The 25237-nt window shown below is 45.5% G+C and carries 24 protein-coding genes; 11 read left to right on the top strand and 13 right to left on the bottom strand.

Going from position 1 to position 25237, the window contains the following annotated elements; genetic code table 11:
• The first annotated feature begins 31 nt into the window (after positions 1-31).
• A complete protein-coding gene (locus GWR21_RS29035) occupies positions 32-787 on the top strand; it encodes a hypothetical protein (protein WP_162335195.1) in 756 nt (251 codons plus the stop codon).
• A 49-nt stretch (positions 788-836) separates the two neighbouring features.
• Complete coding sequence (locus tag GWR21_RS29030; protein ID WP_162335194.1) at positions 837-2852, top strand: M13 family metallopeptidase; 2016 nt, start codon at positions 837-839, stop codon at positions 2850-2852.
• Positions 2853-2980: 128 nt separating this feature from the next.
• Here the strand turns inward: GWR21_RS29030 and GWR21_RS29025 are convergent, their stop codons facing one another.
• The gene (locus tag GWR21_RS29025) at positions 2981-5443 is read right to left on the bottom strand and encodes a glutaminase family protein (protein ID WP_162335193.1); all 2463 of its coding nucleotides are present in this window, start codon (positions 5441-5443) and stop codon (positions 2981-2983) included.
• A gap of 205 nt (positions 5444-5648) precedes the next feature.
• Positions 5649-6368 carry an ATP-grasp domain-containing protein gene (locus GWR21_RS29020; protein ID WP_162335192.1) on the bottom strand — a complete coding sequence of 240 codons (720 nt, stop codon included), beginning with the start codon at positions 6366-6368 and terminating at the stop codon, positions 5649-5651.
• Between the two features lie 190 nt (positions 6369-6558).
• Here GWR21_RS29020 and GWR21_RS29015 point away from each other — a divergent pair, with 190 nt between their 5' ends.
• On the top strand, positions 6559-7113 hold the full coding sequence (locus GWR21_RS29015; protein ID WP_162335191.1) for a 2OG-Fe(II) oxygenase: 555 nt from the start codon (positions 6559-6561) through the stop codon (positions 7111-7113).
• A gap of 260 nt (positions 7114-7373) precedes the next feature.
• Here GWR21_RS29015 and GWR21_RS29010 read toward each other — a convergent pair whose 3' ends face one another.
• On the bottom strand, positions 7374-8621 hold the full coding sequence (locus GWR21_RS29010; RefSeq protein ID WP_162335190.1) for a S41 family peptidase: 1248 nt from the start codon (positions 8619-8621) through the stop codon (positions 7374-7376).
• Between the two features lie 72 nt (positions 8622-8693).
• Between GWR21_RS29010 and GWR21_RS29005 the strand changes: the two genes are divergently transcribed.
• Positions 8694-9506, top strand: a complete 813-nt coding sequence (locus GWR21_RS29005) for a helix-turn-helix domain-containing protein (protein ID WP_162335189.1) — start codon at positions 8694-8696, stop codon at positions 9504-9506.
• A gap of 211 nt (positions 9507-9717) precedes the next feature.
• Here GWR21_RS29005 and GWR21_RS29000 read toward each other — a convergent pair whose 3' ends face one another.
• Both GWR21_RS29000 and GWR21_RS28995 read right to left on the bottom strand, forming a co-directional pair.
• Complete coding sequence (locus GWR21_RS29000; protein WP_162335188.1) at positions 9718-10455, bottom strand: SDR family oxidoreductase; 738 nt, start codon at positions 10453-10455, stop codon at positions 9718-9720.
• Positions 10456-10522: 67 nt separating this feature from the next.
• Positions 10523-11404, bottom strand: coding sequence for a helix-turn-helix domain-containing protein (locus GWR21_RS28995; RefSeq protein WP_162335187.1), 882 nt, complete (start codon positions 11402-11404; stop codon positions 10523-10525).
• A 171-nt stretch (positions 11405-11575) separates the two neighbouring features.
• On the opposite strand from GWR21_RS28995, the gene GWR21_RS28990 reads away from it, so the two are divergent.
• Together GWR21_RS28990 and GWR21_RS28985 are read left to right on the top strand one after the other, a co-directional pair.
• The gene (locus GWR21_RS28990; RefSeq protein ID WP_202929004.1) at positions 11576-12025 is read left to right on the top strand and encodes a GyrI-like domain-containing protein; all 450 of its coding nucleotides are present in this window, start codon (positions 11576-11578) and stop codon (positions 12023-12025) included.
• Positions 12026-12227: 202 nt separating this feature from the next.
• On the top strand, positions 12228-13307 hold the full coding sequence (locus tag GWR21_RS28985; protein WP_162335186.1) for a hypothetical protein: 1080 nt from the start codon (positions 12228-12230) through the stop codon (positions 13305-13307).
• A gap of 7 nt (positions 13308-13314) precedes the next feature.
• Here GWR21_RS28985 and GWR21_RS28980 read toward each other — a convergent pair whose 3' ends face one another.
• Positions 13315-13752 (bottom strand): hypothetical protein, encoded by a 438-nt coding sequence (locus tag GWR21_RS28980; RefSeq protein WP_162335185.1) that lies wholly within the window; start codon positions 13750-13752, stop codon positions 13315-13317.
• A 525-nt stretch (positions 13753-14277) separates the two neighbouring features.
• On the opposite strand from GWR21_RS28980, the gene GWR21_RS28975 reads away from it, so the two are divergent.
• The 3 genes from GWR21_RS28975 to GWR21_RS28965 all read left to right on the top strand — a co-directional run bounded on the left by GWR21_RS28975 (position 14278) and on the right by GWR21_RS28965 (position 17096).
• Positions 14278-15474 (top strand): sigma-70 family RNA polymerase sigma factor, encoded by a 1197-nt coding sequence (locus GWR21_RS28975; protein ID WP_162335184.1) that lies wholly within the window; start codon positions 14278-14280, stop codon positions 15472-15474.
• Complete coding sequence (locus GWR21_RS28970; protein WP_162335183.1) at positions 15413-16246, top strand: tetratricopeptide repeat protein; 834 nt, start codon at positions 15413-15415, stop codon at positions 16244-16246. Before GWR21_RS28975 ends, GWR21_RS28970 begins: the two co-directional genes overlap by 62 nt.
• Positions 16247-16664: 418 nt before the next feature.
• Entirely contained in the window at positions 16665-17096 is a 432-nt protein-coding gene (locus GWR21_RS28965; RefSeq protein WP_162335182.1) for a hypothetical protein, read from the top strand.
• Positions 17097-17122: 26 nt separating this feature from the next.
• Here GWR21_RS28965 and GWR21_RS28960 read toward each other — a convergent pair whose 3' ends face one another.
• The 7 genes from GWR21_RS28960 to GWR21_RS28930 all read right to left on the bottom strand — a co-directional run bounded on the left by GWR21_RS28960 (position 17123) and on the right by GWR21_RS28930 (position 24133).
• Complete coding sequence (locus GWR21_RS28960; RefSeq protein WP_162335181.1) at positions 17123-17902, bottom strand: formylglycine-generating enzyme family protein; 780 nt, start codon at positions 17900-17902, stop codon at positions 17123-17125.
• On the bottom strand, positions 17902-18639 hold the full coding sequence (locus tag GWR21_RS28955; RefSeq protein WP_162335180.1) for a hypothetical protein: 738 nt from the start codon (positions 18637-18639) through the stop codon (positions 17902-17904). The genes GWR21_RS28960 and GWR21_RS28955 overlap by 1 nt, the downstream gene beginning before the upstream one ends.
• Positions 18640-18806: 167 nt before the next feature.
• Positions 18807-20267: a TolC family protein gene (locus GWR21_RS28950; protein WP_238430076.1), complete on the bottom strand. Its 1461-nt coding sequence runs from the start codon at positions 20265-20267 to the stop codon at positions 18807-18809.
• Between the two features lie 27 nt (positions 20268-20294).
• Positions 20295-21662: an HlyD family secretion protein gene (locus GWR21_RS28945; protein ID WP_162335179.1), complete on the bottom strand. Its 1368-nt coding sequence runs from the start codon at positions 21660-21662 to the stop codon at positions 20295-20297.
• 2 nt (positions 21663-21664) lie between these two features.
• Entirely contained in the window at positions 21665-22657 is a 993-nt protein-coding gene (locus tag GWR21_RS28940; protein WP_162335178.1) for an ABC transporter transmembrane domain-containing protein, read from the bottom strand.
• Positions 22658-22886: 229 nt separating this feature from the next.
• Positions 22887-23216: a hypothetical protein gene (locus GWR21_RS28935; RefSeq protein WP_162335177.1), complete on the bottom strand. Its 330-nt coding sequence runs from the start codon at positions 23214-23216 to the stop codon at positions 22887-22889.
• Between the two features lie 428 nt (positions 23217-23644).
• The gene (locus tag GWR21_RS28930) at positions 23645-24133 is read right to left on the bottom strand and encodes a CPCC family cysteine-rich protein (protein WP_162335176.1); all 489 of its coding nucleotides are present in this window, start codon (positions 24131-24133) and stop codon (positions 23645-23647) included.
• Here GWR21_RS28930 and GWR21_RS31975 point away from each other — a divergent pair.
• Both GWR21_RS31975 and GWR21_RS28925 read left to right on the top strand, forming a co-directional pair.
• A complete protein-coding gene (locus GWR21_RS31975; protein ID WP_394367241.1) occupies positions 24022-24369 on the top strand; it encodes a glycosyl-4,4'-diaponeurosporenoate acyltransferase CrtO family protein in 348 nt (115 codons plus the stop codon). The two genes, GWR21_RS28930 and GWR21_RS31975, sit on opposite strands and share 112 nt — an antisense overlap.
• A 165-nt stretch (positions 24370-24534) precedes the next feature.
• Positions 24535-25233, top strand: a complete 699-nt coding sequence (locus tag GWR21_RS28925; protein ID WP_162335175.1) for an HAD family hydrolase — start codon at positions 24535-24537, stop codon at positions 25231-25233.
• Positions 25234-25237: the final 4 nt, after the last annotated feature.

The raw sequence follows: 25237 nt of genomic DNA, 5'->3' as shown, positions 1-25237 counted from the left end.
TATTCGTTATAATACTTAATAATCAACGTATATGAAAGTAATTGCTTTAGTCCTGGCCCTGTTCTTTGCCGTTATAGCCAGGTCACAAAATACCATCAATAATTATAAATACGTCTTAGTACCTGAACGATTTGACATCTTTAAACAGGACGACCAGTATGGGACCAATACACTCACAAAATACTGGCTGGAAAGTATAGGATTCACCTGCTTTATGACCAAAGAACCTTTACCCGCCGATATTGTCAACAACAAGTGTAGCGCGCTAAAGGTAGACCTTCTGGAGAAAAAGAAATTCCTGTCCACCAGCTTGACAGTGCTATTAAAAGACTGTCAGGACAATATAGTCTATAAAAGTGAAGAAGGTGTAAGCAGGGAGAAAGAATGGAGCACCATTTACAGGGAAGCCTTAACAAAGGCCTTTGCTTCACTGAAAGATGCGCAGTACAGGTATGACAGTACAGGCGCCAATCAGGTAAAGCAAACACCTCCGGCTACGCCAGCAGCCGCTCCTGCTACTGCCGCACCTGCTCCTGTTGCCGCCACTCCGGCTACGATCACCGACAATAAAGATGTGCTATACGCACAGGCGACTAATAATGGTTATCAACTGATCGATACCTCTCCCCGGAAAGTAATGACATTACTGAAAACATCGCAACCTGATCATTTCATTGCAGACAATGGTGTAGAAAAAGGTCTTGTTTTTAAAATGAACGGTGAGTGGTTCTTTGAATACTATAAAGATGATAAGCTTGTATCACAGAAGCTTACTATCAAATTCTGATAAGATAACTTTCCAAATTGTTTACATCATTTCTTCCTAAATGATCTATATGAGAAACTGGCTATTGCTATCCCTTTTCTTCGGCGCATTTGCTGCCTGCCAGCCGGGCACAAAAGAAAAATCCTTTATCGCTATTGAAGGACTGGATTCAACCATCCAACCGGGCGATAACTTTTACAATTATGTCAATTTAAAATGGTATGATACGGCGCAAATCCCGCCAAGTCAATCGGGCGTAGGCGCATACCGGTTTATGAATTATCAGCAACGGCTGAAACTACTGGGCATCCTTGACAGTGTATCGAAAAGCAACAATACACCCGGCAGTCTGGAACAAAAGATCGGCGACTTCTTTGCAGCCGGTATGGATACCAACATGATCGATCAACGTGGCTTCGATCCACTTAAAGGTGGCCTCGACCGGATCAAGGCCATCAGCAGTATTGCAGATATGATGACGTTCGTGTCCGAAGAAGTCAAATTGTCAAATGTATCACTTATTGACTTCCAGGTATTGCCTGACCAGGAGAACAGTAGTATGAATATGGGACATATTTACCAGACTGGTATTGGTATGCCGGACAGAGATTATTACTTTAAAACAGACGCGGCCACCGTTGCTATACAACAGGCATATAAAAAATACCTCACAGACCTGTTTACACTAACGGGAAGCGATACTGCGTCCGCACAAAAAAACGCAGTACTGGTATACAGTATTCAGCAGCAACTGGCTACTGCACATAAGACCAATATTGATCTACGTGATGTAAAAGGTAATTTCCATAAAGTAGCACTGGCTGATTTAAATAAACAACAACCTAATATCGGCTGGACAGCATTCTTTGAGCGGCTGGGCGCTAATATGGATTCACTGGATGTAGCGCAGACCGGCTATTATGATAAACTGAACTCACTGCTCAAATCCATTCCGGTTGAAGACTGGAAAATATACCTCAGCGCGAACTACATCAGTAATTATGCAGATCACCTCAGCAAGCCATTCGTAAAGGCATCCTTTGAATATAATAAGGCACTGACGGGTCAGGCTGTTCAAAAAACACGTGGTGAGACTATGTCAGGTGTAGTAGACAACTATCTTGGTCAGGCATTAGGACAACTATATACGAAGTTATACTTCCCTGAATCCGCTAAAAAACGCATGCTGGAGCTGGTAAATAACCTGCAGAAAGCATTCTCCAACAGGGTAGACCAGCTGGACTGGATGAGTGACAGCACAAAGCAAAAAGCAAAAGAGAAGCTGTTTGCTATCACAAAAAAGATCGGATACCCTGATAAATGGCGTGAATACAACGGTGTAACTGTTGTTAAGAATAAATACTTTGAAAATGTAGTGTCCGCAGCCGCAAATAACTTCCAGTACAATCTGGCCAAACTGGGAAAACCAGTAGATAAGACGGAGTGGTTCACCACCCCCTCCACAGTTACTGCCTATAACAATCCCTACGCGAACGAAATCGTCTTTCCTGCCGGAATATTACAGCCGCCTTACTTTGACAATAATGCGGATGACGCACTTAACTATGGTGGCATTGGTATGGTGATCGGGCATGAAATGACGCATACTTTCGACGATCAGGGGGCTCAGTTTGATAAAGATGGCAATGTGAAAAGCTGGTGGACCCCTCAGGACTATGAGAAATTTAAGGCTAAAACACAACAGGTTATTGACCTGTATAGTCAGTTCGTCGTACTGGATAGCATTCATATCAAAGGAGGCCTTACAGTAGGAGAAAACACGGCAGATATCAGTGGAGTTGCCGTGGCATACGATGCGTTTAAAATGACCAAACAAGGTCAGGATACAACGAAGATCGGCGGCTTCACACCTGATCAGCGGTTTTTCTTCTCTATAGCCAGGATCTGGCGGGTAAAAATGAAAGACGAATACCTCCGCTATTGGGTCAATAACGATCCTCACTCTCCGCCGATGTGGCGCGTAAATGGCCCGCTGATGAATATAGGAGCATTTTACGCCGCTTTCAATGTACAACCCGGAGCAAAAATGTACCTGGACAAAGATAAGCGGATCAGGATCTGGTAATACATACACTTCGTCTTACCTCTTATCAGCTATAAGATGTAGTAAATCTACGGCAAGATAGCGGTGATATTACAGCGACTATCTATTGTATAATAGATAGTCGCTGCATGGACCTGATCCTGGTTACATTAATTAGTGCGCAATTTGTCAGCCAGCACTTTCATATAGAATCCACCGACAACACTTCTGGCTTTAAAGTTCTCACGGATGCCGGTTTCGGAATCGTAAAAATCATTCAGCGGCACACGGGAAGGCGTCTCTAAAGCGTGTATATAAAGAGGCCTGATCAATGCTTCAAACTGTTCTTTCTCCGGTGCAAACGTGGCTGTCCAGACAATCCAGTCGTTCTTGGTATAGGATTTACGGCTATCCAGTGGTATACCAAATTTGTTACCTTTTGTGAGATAGTATTTTGTTTCCGTGTCATATACCTTCTGAGGGAACAGATTAAGGTGTAAAACCTTATCCCATATCAAATTATACTTCTGGCTCCAGGTGTCTTTATTGTCAAATGTAAGCGCATAATGATCTCCGGCATCTGCCATTTCCATCCATTTGGGCACCATACTTTCCGCAATAGCACGGTATTTCCTGGCTGTCTCGTGCTCACCTAGTTGTTCTGCCATCTGCGCATAACATCCAATCGCTACAATCGCTTTAACCGATAAATTGGCATTACGGGCCAGGTGTCCGGCAAAATCATCTGTACATAATTGTGTCTTGGGATCCAGACCTTCCCTGGTTAGGTAATCTACCCAGGTTGTCAGTGTTTGCCAATGCTTTTTTGCGTAATCTGTATTGCCCTGCGCCCTGGTGATAGCCGCACATAAAATGATCATATTGCCTGATTCCTCTACCGGCATCGGCTCGCCATAAGTCTGACCGTTAGCTTTAGGATATGTTCCCAGATCATGTGCCGCCCATGGATGAGGATATTTACCGGATTCACTAAAATGAAATATGCCGGTCAGCATGCCCTGCATCAGCTCAGGATTATAGATAAGATAAAGTGGTGCAGAAGGATAAGTTACGTCAACGGTATTAATGAAACCACCGCTGTTATTCTCTTTTGATAACCATAAGGTTTCACCGGCAGGACTTTTAACCAACGTGTGTGCCGCGATGCTCTGCCGGTAAGCCAATACGCATATATGCGCGTATTCCTCCCCTCCTGCTTTCAATGCAGTGGCATATACTTCTTTATCCAGATCGTTACATCTTTGCATGACGGTGCTATATTCATTGTTAGCGCTGACCAGTTGTCCATTCATTGTTTCACTACCTGCAGCATTCCACCACGGTCTTAAATTATTATTGAAGTACTGAACAGCATACACTTCGTCATACCCTAGTTCTATAAAGCGTTCTACCTTATTACTGCCAACAGTACCAAATGGAATAACTGTATTCAGCGACAATGATCTTCCTTCTGATGCGGAGGATACGGTCATTCCTTTTTTAAAGGCAGCTACTGCATCAGCGCCAGTGGTAATGTATTGAACAGCGCCAGTGTTCTTTTGTGTAGCTACATAAAAATAGCCCCAGTCGATGCGCATATCGTCAGCGCCCTTCTGTAATATAGGCTGTTCTTTGGTACCCACCTTTAACACAGATATCTTACCTGTATCATAACGTTGGGCAACAACAGGCTGAGATGGCTGATAAACTGCGATATCAGATGATGCACCTAAAAAGACTTTCACAGCATGCTGTTTCGCATCATTTGCTTTTACGGCATATGTGATGTATGATACCGGACGGGATAACAGCTTCAGATCATTTAGCAAAAGAGGTGAGGTGAAGGTAAGTTGCAGATCAATATTGCCTGCGGTAAACTCATAGCTGGTTTGTGTGGCTGTGATGGCTGATTTTGTTTGTTTCGCCACCAGCCCTTCGTCAGCTTCCTTTTGCTTATCTGCCAGACCAAAATCGAGGTACCTGCCACCAGCAGTATTGGCCAGATGAATGGCAATGGTATTCTGACCAGATTTCAGCATTTTCTTATCGACCGGGATGTATGTGAATTTATTCGTCCACCCAGTCGTCTCATAGATCTTATTGCCATTTAGAAATACTTCCACATTGTCATCATGATTCAGCTTCAATAACAGATCATTGATGTTGGATGTATTCTTCACTGTAAATGTTCTCCTGATCCATAGATTGTCAGATTTCCATAATGTTTTTACAGTTTTATCATCATCACCGAATGGCGCCTGACCAGACTTCCAGCTGGTTGGTTTGTAATCCTGTGAGGACCAGTTACCATCGGGTTGCGTTTCTGTATAACTTACCTCGTATGGTGCCTCATCGGCCGCTGACAATATCGTCTTATATCTTGTTTCCTCTTTACCCAGGAAACGATATACCTTCCCATCCACGCTGACCATCCCCAGTAATGAATGATCTGCTCCTGTCCAGTGCATCGTTGTCGAATTACTTAACTCGTCTGTGTTTGACCAGATGCTAAAATTAGGATTGTGGGTAATAAGTGGATATGCAGGCGCTATTCTGTCCTGCGCCTGTATCTGGCAAGTGTAAAAAAAGCATGCAAGTACGCTGAGACCTTTTAATCTGTTGACTTTAATCATCTTCGATTTTTGTAAATGATGGAATTTTAGCGGGTTAAAATAGATAACCGGAATTTTACGTTCATGATTTCCGCCCCAAGATTGCAATAATTCGGATAAGTTTTGCATGTTTCTGCAATTTTCACCGATACGGGTTTCCTGATCACACCGGGCCCTACCTTTTGCTCGGCCTTTTTTAATAATGACACATAATACATATACGCTATCATTTATTCAGTGTGGCCGCGACAATACAATCAATCGCTCCACGGGCGGAACACCCTTTCAGGTCCGTCTCCCAGGTATTTTTAATGCCTAACACCATCCAGCCCAGCTCATATGTATCCGCAACATCTATCACACACGTAGCCGGCAGAATGGCACGGTGCGCCTCCGCCGCTAACTCGATAAAACTCTCTGTGGATGACTGCAATGTACGCCCCTCATAAACGGATGCCGCCATTATTCTACCATTTAAAATGAACCCCCTGGCCTTTGCCGTAATTTTATGCGGTATCACCTGTGATACGATGATCTCTTCCCTGCGCCGGATACCATCGACCGTTTCTTTAAAGTGCTGTATACTTTTATAAATACCTGAAGGAAACACCCGGTGAACTACCGGCTTTATAAATGCAGGAAACTGTTCACGCGTTACGGTTCCAATAGTGGCATGCGTCACATTTCTCTCCAGATATTCGGGTTGAAACCTGGAGAGCGCTCTGCCGTCGACCGACAACAGGCGGACCCCGTACATCTTTGCCACAGTTGTGGCAAACTCGCGATGTCCGTATATAGCGATCTCCTGTCCGGAAAGAGCATCATCTTTCACCTGGTAGTTGTCCAGTACCCTGACCTGACCTCCCTGCCAGCGCCAGAACTTATCAAGCATCTCGTACTGAAAAGCTCTTTTTTCGGGTATCAAAAGGATAGGTAATTGTCTCATAGGGGGTTACAATAATGTTTAATTATGCGGCTGCAAATGTACTGGTTTTAAACAGCATCCTTACCCAATTTTCGTCATCTTCAGCCTGGAAGACAACAAAGATGCTGAAAAAAACTCTTTGCGTCATAAACACACAAATAAAATTATGGTATCTTTGTAACTCCTTGATAACATCCAATGGAAACTGATTATGGAAAAGATTGTTTATACCCGGGACATATTTACGATTGACAACTTTCTTACCCGGGATGAATGTGCCACCCTGATCCGGAAAAGCGAAGAGATGGGCTATGAGGAGGCCACTGTTGATGTCGGTGGTGGGCAGCAGCGTATGATCAAAGGCGTAAGGAATAATGAAAGAGTACTTTATAAAGATGAAGTATATGCAGCCTTTATATGGGAGCGCCTGAAGGGATTAGTGCCGGAAGGTAAGTCAGGAGAAAGTGCCTGCGGACTGAATGAATTATTTCGCTTTTATAAATACAGTCCCGGACAACGCTTTAAAATGCACAAAGATGGTTCGTTTAATAGAAACCCCTATGAAGCCAGTCAGTATACTTTTCTGATCTATCTGAATAATGAGTATACAGGTGGAGAAACTATCTTTGCTTCCGGTGAAACGATTCGGCCGCAAACAGGATCTGCGCTGATCTTTCATCATCCGTTGAGGCATGAAGGTGCATTACTGACCGCTGGTGTGAAGTATGTACTGCGTACGGATATTATGTACAGTATCCCGGGCTGATCACAGTCTCCTACAAACGATGATGAACGCGACAACCATTCTGGTAGTGAGTTCCGATGTAGTCGGCTAACTTTCGCTTTTGTAGACCAGCTATGCCAGGTGATGTTACATTTGTGGCTAACATGGCATTGGCAGGAAGCCGGCAGTAGGAGATTGGCATATTTGGTGCCGCACACCTGAAATGCCTACAGGCAACAGCAGCCAGCTGTATCTGGCGCTGTTGCCTGTAGGAGCGAAAGCAGTATACTTGCCGACTGTTTTTATTTCAAACTTACCTCTGCCGTCCCGTCCTCAAACAGCCTGGTAAAACCTGTCACCACCCCGTTTTTGCGGTCAAACCTGATCCTCAGGTATTCTTTATCCTCCATGGCAAACAAGTCTTTGTCCATCGGAATTAAACGGCTTTTCGGACCACCGGCTTTAGCATAATACAGCTGGCCATCTTCGACGGAGATCATTCTTTCTCCATAACTGCCGGTATACTCCTTCAGGTTGTCGGCAGACGGTGTGACAGGACTAAGTTTCGCTTTTATTCCCATCAGCGCCCATTTCGCCTGATAGTCGCCTTCCGGTGCCTTGCTGAGCGCTTTCACCTGCGCTGTCAGCAATGCATCCTTTGCCGCCACAGCAATATCAGGTGTAACACCGGTACCTTCCCAGTCGGTTTTCGTAATGGTGCTGATAGACCTGCCTTCCGGAATGGTCACGATAAAATGATCACTGACAACTGCCTGATCTATCGGATGGGCGCCGCCTCCGGTCGTCTCACCAATGATAGTCACGCGTTTCAGGTTCTGCAGACTGTAACTGAAGTCTTCCGCAGCAGAAAAGGTACGCTGGCTGGTCAGCAGATAGACGTCCACAGCAGGCATACGTTTTCCCGGCACATAGGGAAGTGTTCTATATTGTACCAGGCTATTGGTCGGGCGCCAGTAAATATCGGTCAGCGGCTTCGGTTCGCCTTCAAAGAAGTAACTCGCCAGCAGTTGTACCATATCAGTAGAACCACCCCCATTGTTGCGGAGATCGATGATGATCGCATCTGCATTGCTGAGGAAGTTCATGGCTGTGGCAGCCATTCCCCCGGCCTTAGCAGGATCTTCAAAGTAACTGAGATTGAGGTACCCGATATTCCCGTCAAGGATCTTCAGCTCCTTAAATCCAAAATTCCTGGACCTTGCCAGCTCCTGGTCAAATGCCATCACCGGATGTGGCTCCACCGGACGGGGATCATAATTGACACTCAGGTGTTTATCGTGACTCACCGCCAGCAAGTCCGTAGTCAGCCGTTCTGCAAACGCATTAGGGTCTTTAATTTGAGCGTATTGTCCCTTCTCTGCATTTGTATGCAGTTGTTTAGACATTTTTTCTGCGACCTCCGGGTACACATACAAGGTCTTTAATTGCTGAGAGATAGCATCAATAACCCTGGTTTTTTCACTGTTACCAAGATCCTGTGCCATTGCGGGTGCGGTTACTAATAATAAGAGGTATGCTAATGCCTTCATAATGATTGTTTATCGGGGACAATGTTAGAATTAAATGCCATATCTTTGTTTGTACAAATCGGCCATTCTTTTATGGGTATCATTAAGACCAGCCCCCTATTCCTGGCAAAATATGTACAGTGCTTCTATTCCGTAATTGCCAATGAATGTGACAATACCATTCACCGCCGCCTTCCCGATGGTACGCTGGACCTGGTTTTTAATTTAGGTAAAGGGGTAAGTCTGTCCCGTGATGAAGTACAGTTCCATCATATGCCAGCTGTGTCTTTAACAGGGCTTTATCCGGACCGAAGCTTCATTTGTTATGCCGACAAGGTGCATCTCGTAGGCATCGTTTTCCAACCCGGCACAGCGCATCTGTTTATAAAGGATAGCCTGGAGCATATCAAAGCGTCTACGGTTGATGCCGCTGATATATTCGGGAAAGATATCTACCTGTTACTTGAACAGCTGACCGGATTGTCGTCTGAGGCCGACAAACATTACTTCCTGGAAAAGCTGCTCATGAAATATGTAGCACAACGTAGCCACGAATATCACCTGGATAATATACTACATGCCGTAAAAGACATTCATATGGCGGAAGGGAACCTTGACATCAGTGTATTACATCATACACACCTGATGAGTGAGCGGAATTTCAGAAGAAAGTTTGTTGATTTTGTAGGCATGAGTCCCAAACAATATGCAGGCATTATCAGGATCAAGGCCTTTAGTAAACGCTATAAATCTTCTCACCTGAATTATAATAATATCCTGTACGACCTGGGATACAATGACCAGGCTCATTTTAATAAGGACTTCATGAAGATCGTAGGGTCCTCTCCCGGTCTTTATTTTAATGAGATGAATCCTCTGGCAGAGAATTTCCTGCATCTCATCTGATAAAACGGGCCACTTCCTTCGCACCATATTTCTTTGACAATATCGCACGTTAGCCGTCTCCCCCGCTTCAGCTGAAGTAGGCTGGACGACAGGACAGATGATCCTGTTACCGGTGGTATCTACGGATTCAACGATCACTATCCATAGTTATTCCCTATGTCTGTAGAAAAACAGCCTTCAAACCGAAAGATCTGAAGGCTGGTGCTCAAACTTACCACGGACAATTAGCAGGTGCAGCAAAATACTCTTCGCTGAAATACTGACCAGTCGGTCCCTCTTCTCCAATTAAGGCATATTTGGCAATACGCTGACCCGCTTCTTCCGGTGTACTCGTTCCCTGATGACCCGTAAAATCTGTCTGTGTCCAGCCAGGGCAAACGGCATTCACTTTAAACGGCGTATGACGCAGCTCGTACGCCAGCTGGACGGTGTACATGTTCAGCGCCGTTTTTGAAGACTGATACACAACATATCGTTTAGGATAATTATCATTGTAAATATCTGCCGCAAGCGAAAGCGATCCCATACTGGTGCTCACGTTTACGATGCGTGGGGCTGCCGACTTTTCAAGCAGGTCCATGAATGCCTGTGTAACCCTTACAACACCAAACACATTGGTATCATAAACAAGCTGATACTGATCTACTGCAGAGGAAAGTGCAGATTGCTCATATTCTCCGGCAATACCGGCATTGTTCACCAGGACGTCTAAAATGCCTGTTTTCTGGCCTATGATCCTTCTCGAGGCATCTACTGACCGCTGGTCAGTTACATCCAGTTGTACGGCTTCTATATTACTTAATCCCTGTGCTTGCAGTTTGGCCACAGCGGCTGCCCCATTTTCCGGCAGGCGGCTACCGATATAAACATAGAATCCCTGTTGAGCGAGTATTTTCGCTACTTCGAAACCAATACCTTTATTGGCACCTGTTACCAGCGCTGACTTCATAATTTTTTGATTTAATGTATGAAGCAAAGCTATGCAGCTGCCGACCGGAGAACAGGGATAAATCTTTTTAATTCCGGGACAAATCGCGTAGCTCAGCTATGTATTGGCTAACGCTCATGCCAGTGTTTTTCTTGAAGAGGCGGGAGAAATACCCCGGATCACTAAAGCCCAGCTCATACGCCAGTTCCTTCACGGAGATGGAAGAATACTGCAACCTGCGCTGTGCTTCCATCATCAGGCGGTTAATGATCCATTCCTTAGGCGAAACACCGGCATACTCCTTCACAATACTATATAATGTACTGGCATTCAATGCCAGCTCTTCAGCAATATGCTGCACATCATGTTGCTCCGTAAGGTTCGTTTCCACAGCCAGCTTGAAGGCAATGTATTTGGATAATTTGGGCCCCGAAACGATCTCCTGGCGCTGGTATTGCTCAAAATAAGCCGAGTTAAATTCGGTAAGCAGTGTATGCAGGTGCGCCAAAATAACATCAGCCTTCTTTTGCTTTCCCGGACTGTGAAGCAACTGAAACAATCCCGCTAGCAGGTTCTTCACGCGTTGCTGCCCCTCCTTATCAAAAGAGAGGGTATTTACATTAAATGGATTGACCAGGAAAGGATAATGTCCAGGTAACAGCGTCAATGTATGCTCATCAAATGAAAGCGCATATTGCCGCATGTTTTTGTCGTAGGGCAGCTTGGTAAATATCTGGTTAGGCAGGCCAAAGGCCAGCTCACCATCATTCACCGTAAACTCCTGCAGGTCAGCCTTAAAGGTCGCCGTACCCCGCTCTATGTACTGAAAATAATAATATGTAAGCCGGTGAGGCTTTAGCAAAATCTCCATTACGTCATCCGGCAACGGAATGGCACAGTGCTCATTCAGTGCGATACACACCTTATCATGATGCCTGATCTTTTCCAATAGTCCCTTCGTTTCTTCCATGATGAATATTTTACGGATAACAAAGATATTATAGAAAGATAATGGTTGCGGTAGTACTAAAAAATATATCACCACTGCCTGGCATACAGTGGGTAAACAGATAGTTTGCTACACTGCTGACATAGGGTTGTCACATCGCTACCGTACTTTTGTTTAAAACGGATCAACTACATGGAAATACCATCCTTCAACATCATCGGCATCGACGTGGTCACTACAAATGAAAATGGACAATCAGCACAGGATATTCCTGCACTATGGCACTGTTTCTTCTCAGAAGGAATAGCAGACAGGATACCTAATAAAACTGATCAGACGATCTATGCTGTTTATACGGATTATGAAAAAGATCATACAAAACCTTATACCACCATTGTGGGTTGTAAAGTGTCTACCCTGGACGAGATCCCCGCGGGTATGGCAGGAAAAGTGATCCCTGCGGGTAAATACCACCAGCAGGTGGCGACAGGAAATATATCACAGGGATCTGTTTATAATGAATGGGTAAAGATCTGGAACTCCGGTCTGGAAAGAACCTTTACAGCTGATTTCGAGGCGTATGGAGCACGGGCACAGGACCCCGAAAATGCAGCCGTTGATATCTTCGTTGCCATTAAGTAATGTCTCATCAACAGCATTTATCTGTTACAGCCAGCTATCATTTATATCTTCAGCACAAATGATAACTGGCTGCAGCAGTGCCCGTATCCCCCACACCGATCACCTCTCGTCAGCTGCAGACAAACATATGCTCCACCAAAAATAAATTCGCGTTTAACAAAGAAGGTCCTTAAATTAGAACCACTGTAGCTATAAAATATCCATGAAATACATTACGCCTTTTCTCCTGTCATCGACAGTCTGTTTAACAGTGCATGCCCAGACGAACAAACCTGTTTCATCATTACACACATCCCTGGAAAAGAAGATCATGGTAGGTAGTGTATGCCTGTGCCAGACAACCCTCACCGATCTACGGAATGCAACGGATGACCTGCAGCCTGTAATAGTAGAGGAAATGGATACACCGGAGCATTGCTATGCGCAGGATACCCGCTATGAGAACGGCAAAGGATTTTCCTCTGTCAAATACCCGGGTATGATCTTTCAGAAAGATCAAAGTAAGGACTATATCAGCAAAATACGACTGACCAGCAACTATAGCGGCCCATTGCCGGATGGCCGGAACGTCGATGTAAAGAACCTGACAGTAAAAGAGGTACTTGCACGCTATCCTGAGTTCACAGAATTATGGCGTTCAAGAGACTGTTCAGGCTTCTGGAAAATAGGGAATGATACGCTTTCCTTTTTTGTGAAGATCGATCCGGATAAACCACGGTACCCACTGGATGAAGCACACTATATGGATCAACGGGTAGCCGGGATTGACATCACGCTTTCCTGCTACGGTGTATTTGATCAACCCGACAAAAAGCAGCCGAAGCTGGCCGGAGACCCACTGATTTTTATCGATAGTGTGATCGTAACAAGGGAACAAATGCAGGCCTACCAACCGACTGACATTGCAGCTGTCACCATCTACAAAAACGCGGAAGGGGCTGAATTACTGGGACCACAGGGTGGAAATGGAGTGGTATTTATCGAGACAAAGCCATTCGCCCGGAAAAGATACTGGCAGTTCTTTAAAAGTAAGTCATCCCGTTACGCCAGAACAGTTCCTTCCCTGGCGGTGGACAGTACCGTTGTCTATATCCTTAACGGGAAAGTACTGACCGAACACTTTGAAGGTGACCTGTCCCGCATCAATGATGAATCTTTTATCAGTTTACAGGTGATCAGGAAAGCTGTGCTGCAGCGAGACTATGGTGTTAAAGATAGATCCATCGGTGTCCTGATAGATGCAAATATCCGGGCGACCAATCCGCGACCTGATAACAGATAAAATTACGCTACCTGTTTATATAGTCGATGGTCCTTATTTGAGGCCAGATCACACCAGCAGGACCATTTTCGATCTTCAGGTATTTCCCGGGAAGATCAACAGCCGATTCCATCCACCACTTCCCATGTCCGATCACCTGGTCATCTTTGAGAATATCATACTCATAATTGTCGTTCAGACGCACGAGGCAATTGGGACAATCCTGCCCATCCAGTGACGTCAGTGTATAGTATCCCAGCAATGCCTGCAGATCCTTGTCCTGCTGCTTAATTCCTGTCTTTATAAATAGAACAGCAGTGATCAGCAGAAAGATAAAGAAGAGGGCCGCCGGGATAGCGATCGCCAGCCTTTTTCGCATGCGGACTACGCAGTAAAGCGAGAGCAGCATCACGAGAATATAGGTGATCGGAATCAGATAGCCAAGTAATATAGCAACGGCAGCCATGAAGTAAGATTTAGGTTAGGGACTATTTTAATAAGGGTATAACGACGTATTTATAACGAAGATACTAACTTAAGGAGCAATCATATATCAGTTTTTGCACTGCTCCACACGCTCATCAATTCTTCCTCAAATTGTAACTTCTTTTTCCCCAATATGTGCTGGTTAATCACAAACGGCATTAAAAAGCCATATCTAACTGACAGATAACTACTTAGACTGCACACATCAACGCAGAACACCCATCACTACTTGATAAGAATAAGCCATACATATATGTGGTTACCAAATCATTATAAAAAAATAAATTATTATTAATAAATTTTACAATATTATTTTTAAATTAATATAATAGGTACAATACGTCTACACAATAGCGGACACTTCACTATCCACTGACAATCAGAACAATACAGCCATATACTCCAGTTCGTTTCCCTATTTTTAGTACATACGGCATACTTATTGGCTAAAATATCAATGCGTTTATTTCCTATATATTTCCAATAGTAAATATTTATTAAACCTATGCTACAACAACTAGCCAATTTGCCAGATAATGAGCTGATGGCCCGGGCAAGAAAGCTGAAAGATGAGGAAGCAGCAGGAATCTTACTTGAGCGATATAGTCATTTGCTGGCCGCCGTCTCTCTACCTTCTTTGAATAGCTACGGCAATACGCCGGACGACTTCTTTCCGTCTTTGCTCAAAAGGCTCTTTAAAAGTCTGCAAACACAAACCATTCCTAAAATTGGTGAATGGATGCAGTTCTTTGTAAAGTCACAGGGCAGCCGGACCGAGAGAAACGCTTTCTACTTCCCTACTTCCGCTTCGAGCGACATCACGCGGATTGAATACAAAGTAGAGAAAGCGAACATTGACCTCTTACAGAAACAACACATCTCTGCTGCGATGCAGGCGGCTTTTGACCAGCTGTCAGACGATGACAGAGATATGTTAACCGAATTCTATCTCGAACAGAAAACATTCGCAGAAATAGCCGGTGAAAGAGGCTATACACTGGAAGAAACCCGGTTACTGATCAAACAGTCCAAACAGGAACTGGCATCTCAGGTGCTCGCTAACCTGGAGCATAGCAAACCAGTGGTGACCGAAGAATCCACTGTAACTGCGCATGTGAAGACTGCCAGACCACGGAAAGAAACCAAGTCCGCCAAACGTACACAGGTGATCAATGTAGAAGATGTAATATCTGATACACCCGAACCGCCTCAGACAATAGTCGTTAACGTGGAATATAACGAACCCGTAATAGCGGAAGAAAACAGTGTGCCGGTTAATCTGAAAACTGCCAGACCACGGAGAGAAACCAGATCCACCAAGAGAACACAGGTGATCAATGTGGAAGACGTAATATCAGATGCGCAGGAGCCAGCCAAGCCTACTGCATTTAAAAAACCCAGGAAAACACGGATGGCGGTAAATGTTGAGGACATCGTATCCGATACACAGGTACCAAACGCCCACCTGGCCTATGCTACTGCTGTAAAGGAACAACCGACCGCCGTGCTGGAAATTGTTTCAGATGGACAGGCAGAAGAAACTATGCCCCCGGCATCTGTTAAGCCTTCCAAACGCAGACGGACGATCATTCTGGAAATTCCCCAAACCGACAACCAAGAAAAAGCTATAAACCTCGATTATGCAAAATCTGGAAAACAAGGACAAGATATTAAAGATCTTCAGCAAGGTTCACTGTTTTAGTAAAGACCAGCTGCCTCGTTATGTAGATGGCCGTTTAACTCATATGGAGAAACACCTGCTGGAACAACATCTTGTGAATTGTGAATTGTGCAGCGAGGCAGTAGAAGTACTCCAGAAGCCAAAATACCACACCCAATATCAGGCAATGGGTGTCAAGGTACAGCAGTATATCCGTAGCAGTAGTCATGTAGCTTCCGTTTACGAAGCAGAACGATACCAGAAGAATGTTCAGATCAAAGAGAACGCTTTAACTTACTTCTGGGGTGTAATAGCAGCATTGCTGATAGTAGTTTGCGCTTACCTGATCCATGATCAGGTGAAAAATGAGGACAAACAACATTCCTTTGCTGTAGAACAACCCATTGTACCAGCTGCTGCTCCTGCATCAGGTCCGAAGGAGCCGGCCTCCACCTCCCAGGCCCGTGCGGCAACTACTGGGGTAACAGCGACCTTTCCTGCTGCAGGAACAGCAACGGCCCAGTCAGCTACTGTTGATAATGCGACTGCAGAAGATGCTGCCGAACCGGATAAGTCGCTGTATAAAACTGCCATGGCCTTCTATCACGACGGCAAACTGGATGACGCGATGTCCAGGTTTACACAGCTAACTGCCGATAGTACCAGCCGATACAGGGAAATGGCTCATTACCAGCTGGCTATGTGTTATAAATTCAAAAGACAGAAGGTCAAGGCCCGTCGTATGTTTGAGGAACTGGTTCATATGAATGGCCGAATGAAGAAAAGAGCACAGATGGCCCTTAATAATCTGTAAATACCCCGCTTTCAGCCACTGTAAGATTGAAATAACACCAACAAACTCATGGATAACTATTGTCCACTGCTATGATGATGCTTTTTACAAGCATGTATACGGTGTGAATATAGTATCAGATATTCATACAAAGAGGTTACTTCAAGGTCACCAAAAGGGCACTTCAATATCCCGGGGATATTGAAGTGCCCTTTTGGTGACCTTGAAGTAACCTCTTAATGATACTAAAGTAAGCTTATCAGTTGCTCATCTGCCTATTGATAATGTAAGCAGTATTAAAAAAGTCATAATACCATCGTCTGTTGTCAGACAGACAGAACAGTAGTATATTTGGGGTATATTCACCCTATACTAAAACAGCGGACGATCCACGGCTGCAGCAATGACCGGCATGCGTGACTCCCATACCCATTACCTGATGAGATTAAGTAAGTATTATCAACAGGCAACACTCCTGCCCTTCCTGATCACCATTGTCATCACCTCCATTTTTATCGTACTGGAGAATAAATCATACAGAAGTGAATGGTTTACCCCCGAAGCTATCATCGGGATGGGTATTTTAATGACATTTCTATACTGCCTGATGATGAATGTATTATGTCTGACCATTTTTCTGTGCAAACTGGAAGGAGTACGTAACAACCGGTTACTGACGTTCTTAAGCTGGTTCCTGTTACCGCTGTCACCCTGTATCTTTATTATCATTCATGAGTACAGGTATTACCTGGATATCGGACTATCTTCTGCGAGTAACGATCTGCAGTATTTAGGGCTTTTAAACGGGCCGTTTATCATAGGATTGATCTGGTCATTCATACGCTACCGGAAAGCGCTGAAAATGCCATAAAAGTGCACATCCCAGCTACATGGCTGTCATCGCCTCACCACCCGGAACCCCTGATTGCTGAAAGAGGCCATTCTGTGCACCCTTCCGATATCCACTGAGTTAAAATAGTGACAGGAATGCTGGCTACACCACCATGAACCGCCCCGTGCATGCACCGTTTTCTCCTCTTTCAGATGCCCTTCACAAAACTCAAATACATTACCGTACATGTCGTAAAGCCCCCAGCTGTTAGGTTCAAAACTGGCTACCGGAGCTGTATATACATATCCGTCGGTTGCATCTGCCTCCAGGTGGTCATGGGCATGCCAGATATTTGCATAGCGACCGATCAAGCGGCTGTCCTTTCCCCAGAAATAGGTGGTCTTTGCGCCGGCACGGGAAGCGATCTCCCATTCCTCGAACGAGGGAAGTCTTACCTGCGCCCATTGACAATAGGCCTGTACGTCGTTATAGCTGATAGTCGTGACAGGATGCTGCATTTTTTCTTCAATACCGCCCCGGCTTACCCCATTAGGATACCGCCAGCAGGCAGTACTATCTTCTAACCAGCGAAATTCCTTCAATCCCGGTTCGAAAACCATGGCATTGTGCAGCCGCTCCGCATCAGTGATATAATGCGTAGCAGCTACAAATGCGGCAAACTGTTGATTGGTGATTTCCGTTGTACCGATAGCATAGGCATCAACATGCACCTTTCGCTGAGGATTCAGGGCATGGCCTTTAGCGCCGACCCAGTAATCGCCGGCAGGTACCTGTACGAAAGACGTATCAGTCAGCAATAAACTTATCAGCAGTGAGAATATCATTAGTTGGCAGCGTTATACATAGCCATCGCCCTTTGTATGATCAGGTCTTCATTAGCCTGGTTGAACACCAGGAACGAGTTATAGGTACTGTTCTTACTATAGAGTTTGGTATGGGAAGCTGATTTGATAAATGGTTCATATTTCGTCTGTTCCATCAACTCCATCAATACCGTAAGTATGTCCAGATCTTTGTGATCGCGTTTGAAGAATTCCACCAGGAACGGCACCATCTCAACAGCATTGATCTCTACCAGTGCCATTTTATAGTTGAGCCCCAGCCGTTTACTACGGTTAGCAGATTCCTTAATGATAGCCATTACAGAGTCCCTGTTAGCCTGCAGGAAGTCACGCTGACGTTCACTCCAGTTAAGCTCAGCATAAACGTCTGGCAGATGACCGAATATCTTTTTGTGCTCATCCTGGATAGGAGGTTCGACATCACAGTTCTGGCTATATGATTCCGGATTGATCATATGATAGGTAAATTTCTCGCGGAGCGTAAGCGACAAATAGTCTTTAGCAGGCATCACCGTAAAGTCCTCCTCGCTGGAGGCGTTCTTTTGGATCAGGGCTTTTACCTTTGCAAGGCCATAGGGCGGAGTGGTAGTTTTCAGCCTATACTCACGATAGGCCTGGCTCTCTGCACTGGCTGGCTTCCAGGTTTCTTCCGTATTCTCTTCCTGGGCCAATGCGGCCAGCGGTAACAACAAAGCAATTATAGCAGCTCTTAGTTTCATAGTTAGATGCATTCTTACCGCTAAAGATACTAATGTACTACATAAAAATACTCCCGGAAATCAGCGGTATTTACCTGTATGGTACAGTAGTACATCAACAAAACATCCCGGCTACACGCGTAACCGGGATGCTGACACAATATCGCTCGCTGTGCTGACTGATCTGTTTATAAGTTAGGCTGGTTTTGTCTTGTACCCGCTTTGTAGTACAGCTCTGCCAGCTTTTTCTGATAACCCGAGATAATGCTTTCCCGCTTGATCTTCATATCGATCAGTTTACTCTCGCGGCTATTGATGAGGAAGAGGGTACTTTCTCCCAGATCGAATTTCTGCAACTCACCTGTCAGTAGTAACTGCTGATTATTAATACTCTGGATCTGCACCGTCATCTGGGACTTATAGGCAGTAAGACTATTATAGGACGCCGTAATGTTATTACCGATCTCACGGCCTGATTGTATCAGGTCATAGTCTAACTGCTGCTGCTTGATCTTCACTTCCTTCAGTTTACCACGCTCTGCACGCAGGAACAACGGAAAGGCCACCTCTACCCCTATCTTGTAGTTATTCCAGTTAAAGTCATAATACTCCGGTACATGTGTGCTGAAGTCCCTTCTTCTGGATAATAATGCCCCGCTGACATTCACCTTGGGCTTCAGTGTCTCCTGTCTGTAACGGCGTTCAATATCCAGCTGGTCCCCCTTGGCGCGCAGCTTCACCAGTTCCGGATGTCTCTTATCTGCCTGACCTAATAACGCATCCAGCAGCTCCCTGTTAGGCAGTGCGAGGTTCTGGTCTACCTGCTGAGGGACGGCGTTCGTAGGCAGTTCCAGCGGATTGCCATTCTCATTCCATAAGTGGTTGGACAAGACGAGCATGGCGTTCTGTAATTCAATCACACTTTTTGTCAGCTGGATCTCCCTTTCCTGTACGATAATACCTGCCTCTATGGAGTCAATAGGTGGCTTGTCTCCCAGGAGCGTCTGATTCCTCACCGCCTGGAAGCGCTTCATGGCCAGGTCTACCCCTTCTTTCACCAGCATATATTCCCGGTAGGCATAATACCAGTTCCAGTAATCCTGCACAGCACTGAACCATACGCCGTTGATCTGCTTCACCTTATCTGCTTCTGCATAGTTCACCATGGCCCTGGCCTGCCACAGGGTACTGCGTCGTGCATCGATCAGTAACCCCTGACCCAGCGGTATGGTTAATCCTACTGCTGTAAGACCAGTGTTCCCTGTATAATACTGTGGCGCTGTATAAGGGCCGACATTGCGGTCATAACCGACCTTCAGATCGGCACCTGCCACATATAATGGTACTTTCAGTTCTCCACCCCAGTTATCATAATATTCTGTATTCCCGAATAATTTACGTGCAAATGCGGCCTTCAGTGCAGGATCAAAATATCCCAGCGACTGTAATACGTTAGCCCTTGCAGCTTCGCTTAATAATGCGGCCTGTTTCACAATAGGATGATGACTGAAAACAATTGCTTCCAGGTCTTCCAGCGAAAACACCCTACCCGTATCCGCTGCCTGTGGCGTTTGCGCAAATACGCTTACGCCCGGCAACAGTAACACGAACAAACTGGCAGCTATATAACGTCTTAATCTCATCATCATGTTATATAAATAATTTTACCGTCTTAACTATTTCTTACCATCGGTCATCTTCTCCGAAGGTTCCTCTTCCAGACTTGGCGGGAAACCGTTCAGTTGTCGCCAGATCTCATACCATAGTGGTACGGAACGAAGAATGATACGGCCATACACACCTGACCCCTGTCTGAGCTGAACCGGCCATGGCTCATCATTTACAGGAACGGGTACAGCCGGTTTGATCAACACGCGGTATTTACCACCTTTACTGCTTACGCGGTCAATGGTCCATACTTTACCTGCAAAGGTTCCTACGGCTACTGACGGCCATCCGGAGAACTGCACTGACGGCCATCCTTCAAACTGAAGACGTACGTCGCTCGTATCCAGGATCAACGGTACGTCCATAGCGTTAACATACAGTTCGACCCCTACCTGCGGATGCAGTGGCTGCAGTGTAGCAATAGATTCGCCTTCCTTAATGTTCTCACCAATACCCGCCTTCAGTGTTTTAACAACATAGCCGTCCTGTGGTGCACGTACTATGTAAAGACCACGTCTGATAGTGATATTGGAAATATCATTGCGCAGCTTGGCGATCTCGCCCTTTACACTGGCACGGCTGGACAATGCAGAACTCATATCTGACTGTGCTTTCGCCAGCGATTCCTGGTACTTGGCCCTGATATTATCCAGATCTATGCGGGCGTTCAGCAATGCCTGCTTTGAGTTATTCAGCTTACTCTGCTGACCGATCACTTTCGCATTATCTTCCTGCAGTTTCAAACGACGGGTCTCTATATCCGTGAGTGAGAATAAGCCGTTCTGATAGCCGGCCTCATAACGCTGTAAACGGGCTTTGGAGGTCTCATATAAATTCTGCACCGCCACCAGGTCGGCACTGTCTATCCTGACATAGTTTTCAGACTGGCGGACCTTGTTCTCGGCCGCCTGCAACTGATACTGCAAACCGCTGTTCAAAGCGCTGATCTGTGCATTGGTGGCTTCCATCTTTTGTATAGCCGCCAATTCGCTTCCTTTCTTGGCTTCCAGCTGCTCATTCAGCCGTAAAGGCAGTTCGGGGTCGAAGTACGACTGACTGGTCTCAGAGATCACCAGGATCGTGTCGCCCCTCTTCACTTCCTGTCCTTCACGAACCGCCCAGCGCTCTATGCGGCCACCGATCTGGTTCTGCACGGTTTGCGGACGGTCTTCCGGCGTCAATGCGGTAACGGTACCTCTGCCGGGAATAGTCTGGCGCCAGGGCAAAAAGAGAATAATGAAGAACATGATAAGGAGGACCGTAATGATCCTGCCAAGTATACGTGAAGCCCTGATATTAATGAGCTCCTGATGGGACTGTACACACAGTGACTCCATCTGTGTATGATGTACTTTATTATGTGCTAGATTAGTCATTGTTATTTTTCCTCTTCTAATTCCAGATCAGTTACTACAGCCAGTTTCTCGCTGCCGGTAACCATGTCAAAAATGGTGTTCAGATTCGTCATCAGTTTCTCTACAGCATAGCTGATCTGCACGACTATCACTTCAGCAGCCACAAACTGTCCGAAAGTCATTTGCCTTTCCACCACGAAGTAGCTACCCAGCAGCAACAGTCCACCCATTAGAATAGTGCGCACGGCCACAGAGCTGATGAAGAACTTTCTTAACACACTGAAATGATCATTACGTGCAGACAGGTACCTTGCGGTGATAACGTCGGACGTCCTTACCACCTGGTTCATCATGTCCGGATTGCCACGGTATTTGTCCAGGTCACCGGCTACTTCTTCCAGGTGAGCGACCAGTTCATACTTATGACCTGATTCCTCCATGCTGGTCTGTACCCCTTGTTTGTAATACAACAGGATCACCAGTCCGATGGCGAGAATAGCGAAAAGTCCTACCGCCATGAATACCGGGTGATAAAAAGAAAGCAGGATAGCACTGAAAAATATCTGTACAGAGGCGGCAACGATATCTACCAGCAGTTTGGTTAAACCTTTCTGAATGGTGAGAATATCAAAGAAACGGTTCACCAGTTCAGGTGGATGTTCGCCCTCCAGTTCTTCTTTCTTAATACGCGGCAGACGGTATGCAAATTCCATGGAGGCTTTTGTAAATATCTTCTGCTCCAGGTATTCTACCAGAGTTAACTGGCCGATCAGCAATGCGCCGACAATGACTACACCTATCAGTACGACAGCGATCAATATATAGGTAGAGCTATACATGGAACCGTTGGACAACAGATTGTAAACCGCTGTTGTTCCCAGCGGAAGCGTCAGTCCGATCGCACCTATCAGTACAGCATAAATAAAAATATAGTTAATAGAGCCGCGTTCATGATGCAATAAACTCACCAGCCTTTGCCACGGCGAAGGAGCGTCTGCATGCTTCTTTTTCTTCATAAAAAGATATTGATATGAGGTAATAAATGAAATCAGTTACAGTAACCAGGTCACTGCCTGAATACGTTTGCTAAAAATGAGTAGGCACACAAGACAATCAACCGCACAGACACATAAGTTCAACCGTACATACACATAAGTCATGTACCGGACAAACTCAGTATAGTGTGATATAAAAAAACGGATCTGCCCTGCGCACAGAAAACGCCTAAGGTCAGTGTGAGTAATATCAGGCAGTATGGTGGTTAGGAGGTGGTGTCAGTACGTCTCTGAGCGGTTCCTTAAAAATGAAAAAACTATAGACGCACCATTGAGTTGACAGCGGTGCTGCCCAGTTTATATTTGACAGGATGTCATCCCCAAAGTATGAAAAGATCTTCTTGACACTCTTAAAACAATCTTCACCTTTATCAGGAGTGGGCGCTTCATCGCCGGCATTCTCTATATCGTATGCTTTAAAACTACTACCATAGTGAATAAAGAAATCACATGACTTTACAGCAAACACTGTAATGAGCAGTATCCATATGACCCCCTTAATTGACAAATGCTTTGACATGTTCACTATTTCTTCAGACACAAAATTATAGCCTGACAACATCTTCTACAAACCAGTAGCCACTTTAGGGGGACTATTTAACAAAAAAATTACTTTTTATCTCATTTCTTACCAGTTTCTTACCGCGCTCTTACCTGTCTCTTACCATTCCCTTATGCGCTTCTTACTTTTTACCCCCCCGCAGCGTTTTTGTGCTGTTACTAAAAGCGTCATTTTATTCCTGGTTGTACGCAAAAACACTACCGGATGTTTGGTACACGGCTCCTCCATATCGGGGCGAAAGTCTCATTGACCGACCCGGAAAAAGAGCACTGAGATAAGGCAGGAGCATTCCATAACAGACGATGACCTGTACCTTATCTGTATAATGACAACAGCCTTCAGATCTTTACATCTGAAGGCTGCTGCACTACATTATTTTAACTATTTTATTCTTTTGGCACTATCAATGCCATCTGCAAATCCTTCTTTACCTCCTTCCATTCCAGGAGAATATGGTCCTGCAAAGATTCCTCTCCTGTCATTCTTCCTTCTATCTCCACTTTGCGCTGCCGGTAGAAATCCAGTGTTTGCAACACCCTGGCCACATCAAAATCTATCTCACCGTTGATCAGTTCTGTATTTGTTTCCAGTATCCGTCCTATATTCATCCTGTTGTCTGTTAAAGACAGTTGTCCGTTAGGCCCGGATATTTGCACACCTTCCACCCGCAATGCGGCTATCAGCCCCTCTGCATGGTCATCCTGACCATCATCTTCCCAGGTACACACATCACATATGTTAAAACCTCCCCGCTCGTTAAGCGATGGAAAACCACATCCCGGACAGGTATACTGCTGGATATCGTTGGCCTGCAGGTAGGTATCGTAATGGTACCTCCTGGCATGGAAAGCGGCTAATATTTCGGCATCGTTCATATGGACTAAAGGTATTCCATTCCCGGAAAAGCAACAAAGTAGTTATTTGTGCCCCTCTTTGCCTGATGCCGGCCCCCCACTATGGCTTACTGCTGGTAATGCTGCTCCTCACGGGACATGCGCTGAGCTATCAATGGCGATGGATGCCGGTGATGATCGTGTGTAATGTTATATTTAATGCGTATCCGGTCCTCCTGCAACAGTATGTGCGTATAAGACTGAGACGAATGTTATGATGCGTAGCAGACAGTTGAATATGCAGGTATTCCACACTGGCCAGGTCGAAGGCGGAGAGCTGCCGGGTATCAGGGGAGTAAGGGCAGCAGATAAAATCCTTCCAAAATGGCAGGTATGTCCTATTTCGGTAATTTTGGGCGCATATTTCACCATCAAACGGAACCATGACGAACACCCATCCATTCAACTACTACCTGTTTGACTATGACGGCACTATCTGCAACACGCTTCCTACTATTGTCTATTCCCTGCAACATGCTTTTGAAGAAAGCGGGGTTAAAATACCGGAAGAAGCTGCGATCCTGAAGGCCGTCAGCACAGGTATCAACCTGCACGAAACACTCAGGGTACTACACCCGGATGCAGCACAAGTGACAACGGCAGATACGGACGTCCTGGTAAAGGCCTACCGCCGGCTATATATGGAGCACGATCCCCGGCTGACGGTCCTGTTTGATGGCGCCCTGACCGTCTTTCAACAGCTGAAGGCAGCAGGCAAGACGGTCATTGTATTGAGTAATAAGGGGGTTGCAGCGGTGGAGCAATCATTACAGTCCCACGGACTCCATGCACTCACGGACCTGATCATGGCAGAAGGCGTCATGCCGGAGCTGCAACTGAAGCCCAAGCCTGACACCATGATGTATGAGGCTGTCATTAAAAAGCAATTTAATATAAAAGATGGCCGGGAGGTCTTAATGACTGGTGATACCCATGCCGATATACTTTTTGCGAGCAACTGCGGCATCCGCTCCTGCTGGGCGGCTTATGGTTATGGACATCCGGCGATCTGTGAAGAACTAAAGCCAGACTTTACCATTCAGGGCATTTCAGACATCTTACCCCTGACAATGGCATTTTAGCCGG

It is taken from the genome of Chitinophaga agri (assembly GCF_010093065.1).
Classification (GTDB): domain Bacteria; phylum Bacteroidota; class Bacteroidia; order Chitinophagales; family Chitinophagaceae; genus Chitinophaga; species Chitinophaga agri.
Note: the sequence above shows the minus strand (reverse complement) of the source record. Positions and strands in the feature narration are given on the sequence as shown.

Coding starts and splice junctions, on each gene's coding strand:
- GWR21_RS29035 (WP_162335195.1), top strand. CDS start 32: ATGAAAGTAATTGCTTTAGTCCTGGCCCTGTTCTTTGCCGTTATAGCC.
- GWR21_RS29030 (WP_162335194.1), top strand. CDS start 837: ATGAGAAACTGGCTATTGCTATCCCTTTTCTTCGGCGCATTTGCTGCC.
- GWR21_RS29025 (WP_162335193.1), bottom strand. CDS start 5,443: ATGATTAAAGTCAACAGATTAAAAGGTCTCAGCGTACTTGCATGCTTT.
- GWR21_RS29020 (WP_162335192.1), bottom strand. CDS start 6,368: ATGAGACAATTACCTATCCTTTTGATACCCGAAAAAAGAGCTTTTCAG.
- GWR21_RS29015 (WP_162335191.1), top strand. CDS start 6,559: ATGGAAAAGATTGTTTATACCCGGGACATATTTACGATTGACAACTTT.
- GWR21_RS29010 (WP_162335190.1), bottom strand. CDS start 8,621: ATGAAGGCATTAGCATACCTCTTATTATTAGTAACCGCACCCGCAATG.
- GWR21_RS29005 (WP_162335189.1), top strand. CDS start 8,694: ATGGGTATCATTAAGACCAGCCCCCTATTCCTGGCAAAATATGTACAG.
- GWR21_RS29000 (WP_162335188.1), bottom strand. CDS start 10,455: ATGAAGTCAGCGCTGGTAACAGGTGCCAATAAAGGTATTGGTTTCGAA.
- GWR21_RS28995 (WP_162335187.1), bottom strand. CDS start 11,404: ATGGAAGAAACGAAGGGACTATTGGAAAAGATCAGGCATCATGATAAG.
- GWR21_RS28990 (WP_202929004.1), top strand. CDS start 11,576: ATGGAAATACCATCCTTCAACATCATCGGCATCGACGTGGTCACTACA.
- GWR21_RS28985 (WP_162335186.1), top strand. CDS start 12,228: ATGAAATACATTACGCCTTTTCTCCTGTCATCGACAGTCTGTTTAACA.
- GWR21_RS28980 (WP_162335185.1), bottom strand. CDS start 13,752: ATGGCTGCCGTTGCTATATTACTTGGCTATCTGATTCCGATCACCTAT.
- GWR21_RS28975 (WP_162335184.1), top strand. CDS start 14,278: ATGCTACAACAACTAGCCAATTTGCCAGATAATGAGCTGATGGCCCGG.
- GWR21_RS28970 (WP_162335183.1), top strand. CDS start 15,413: ATGCAAAATCTGGAAAACAAGGACAAGATATTAAAGATCTTCAGCAAG.
- GWR21_RS28965 (WP_162335182.1), top strand. CDS start 16,665: ATGAGATTAAGTAAGTATTATCAACAGGCAACACTCCTGCCCTTCCTG.
- GWR21_RS28960 (WP_162335181.1), bottom strand. CDS start 17,902: ATGATATTCTCACTGCTGATAAGTTTATTGCTGACTGATACGTCTTTC.
- GWR21_RS28955 (WP_162335180.1), bottom strand. CDS start 18,639: ATGAAACTAAGAGCTGCTATAATTGCTTTGTTGTTACCGCTGGCCGCA.
- GWR21_RS28950 (WP_238430076.1), bottom strand. CDS start 20,267: ATGATGATGAGATTAAGACGTTATATAGCTGCCAGTTTGTTCGTGTTA.
- GWR21_RS28945 (WP_162335179.1), bottom strand. CDS start 21,662: ATGACTAATCTAGCACATAATAAAGTACATCATACACAGATGGAGTCA.
- GWR21_RS28940 (WP_162335178.1), bottom strand. CDS start 22,657: ATGAAGAAAAAGAAGCATGCAGACGCTCCTTCGCCGTGGCAAAGGCTG.
- GWR21_RS28935 (WP_162335177.1), bottom strand. CDS start 23,216: ATGTCAAAGCATTTGTCAATTAAGGGGGTCATATGGATACTGCTCATT.
- GWR21_RS31975 (WP_394367241.1), top strand. CDS start 24,022: ATGGAAAACCACATCCCGGACAGGTATACTGCTGGATATCGTTGGCCT.
- GWR21_RS28930 (WP_162335176.1), bottom strand. CDS start 24,133: ATGAACGATGCCGAAATATTAGCCGCTTTCCATGCCAGGAGGTACCAT.
- GWR21_RS28925 (WP_162335175.1), top strand. CDS start 24,535: ATGACGAACACCCATCCATTCAACTACTACCTGTTTGACTATGACGGC.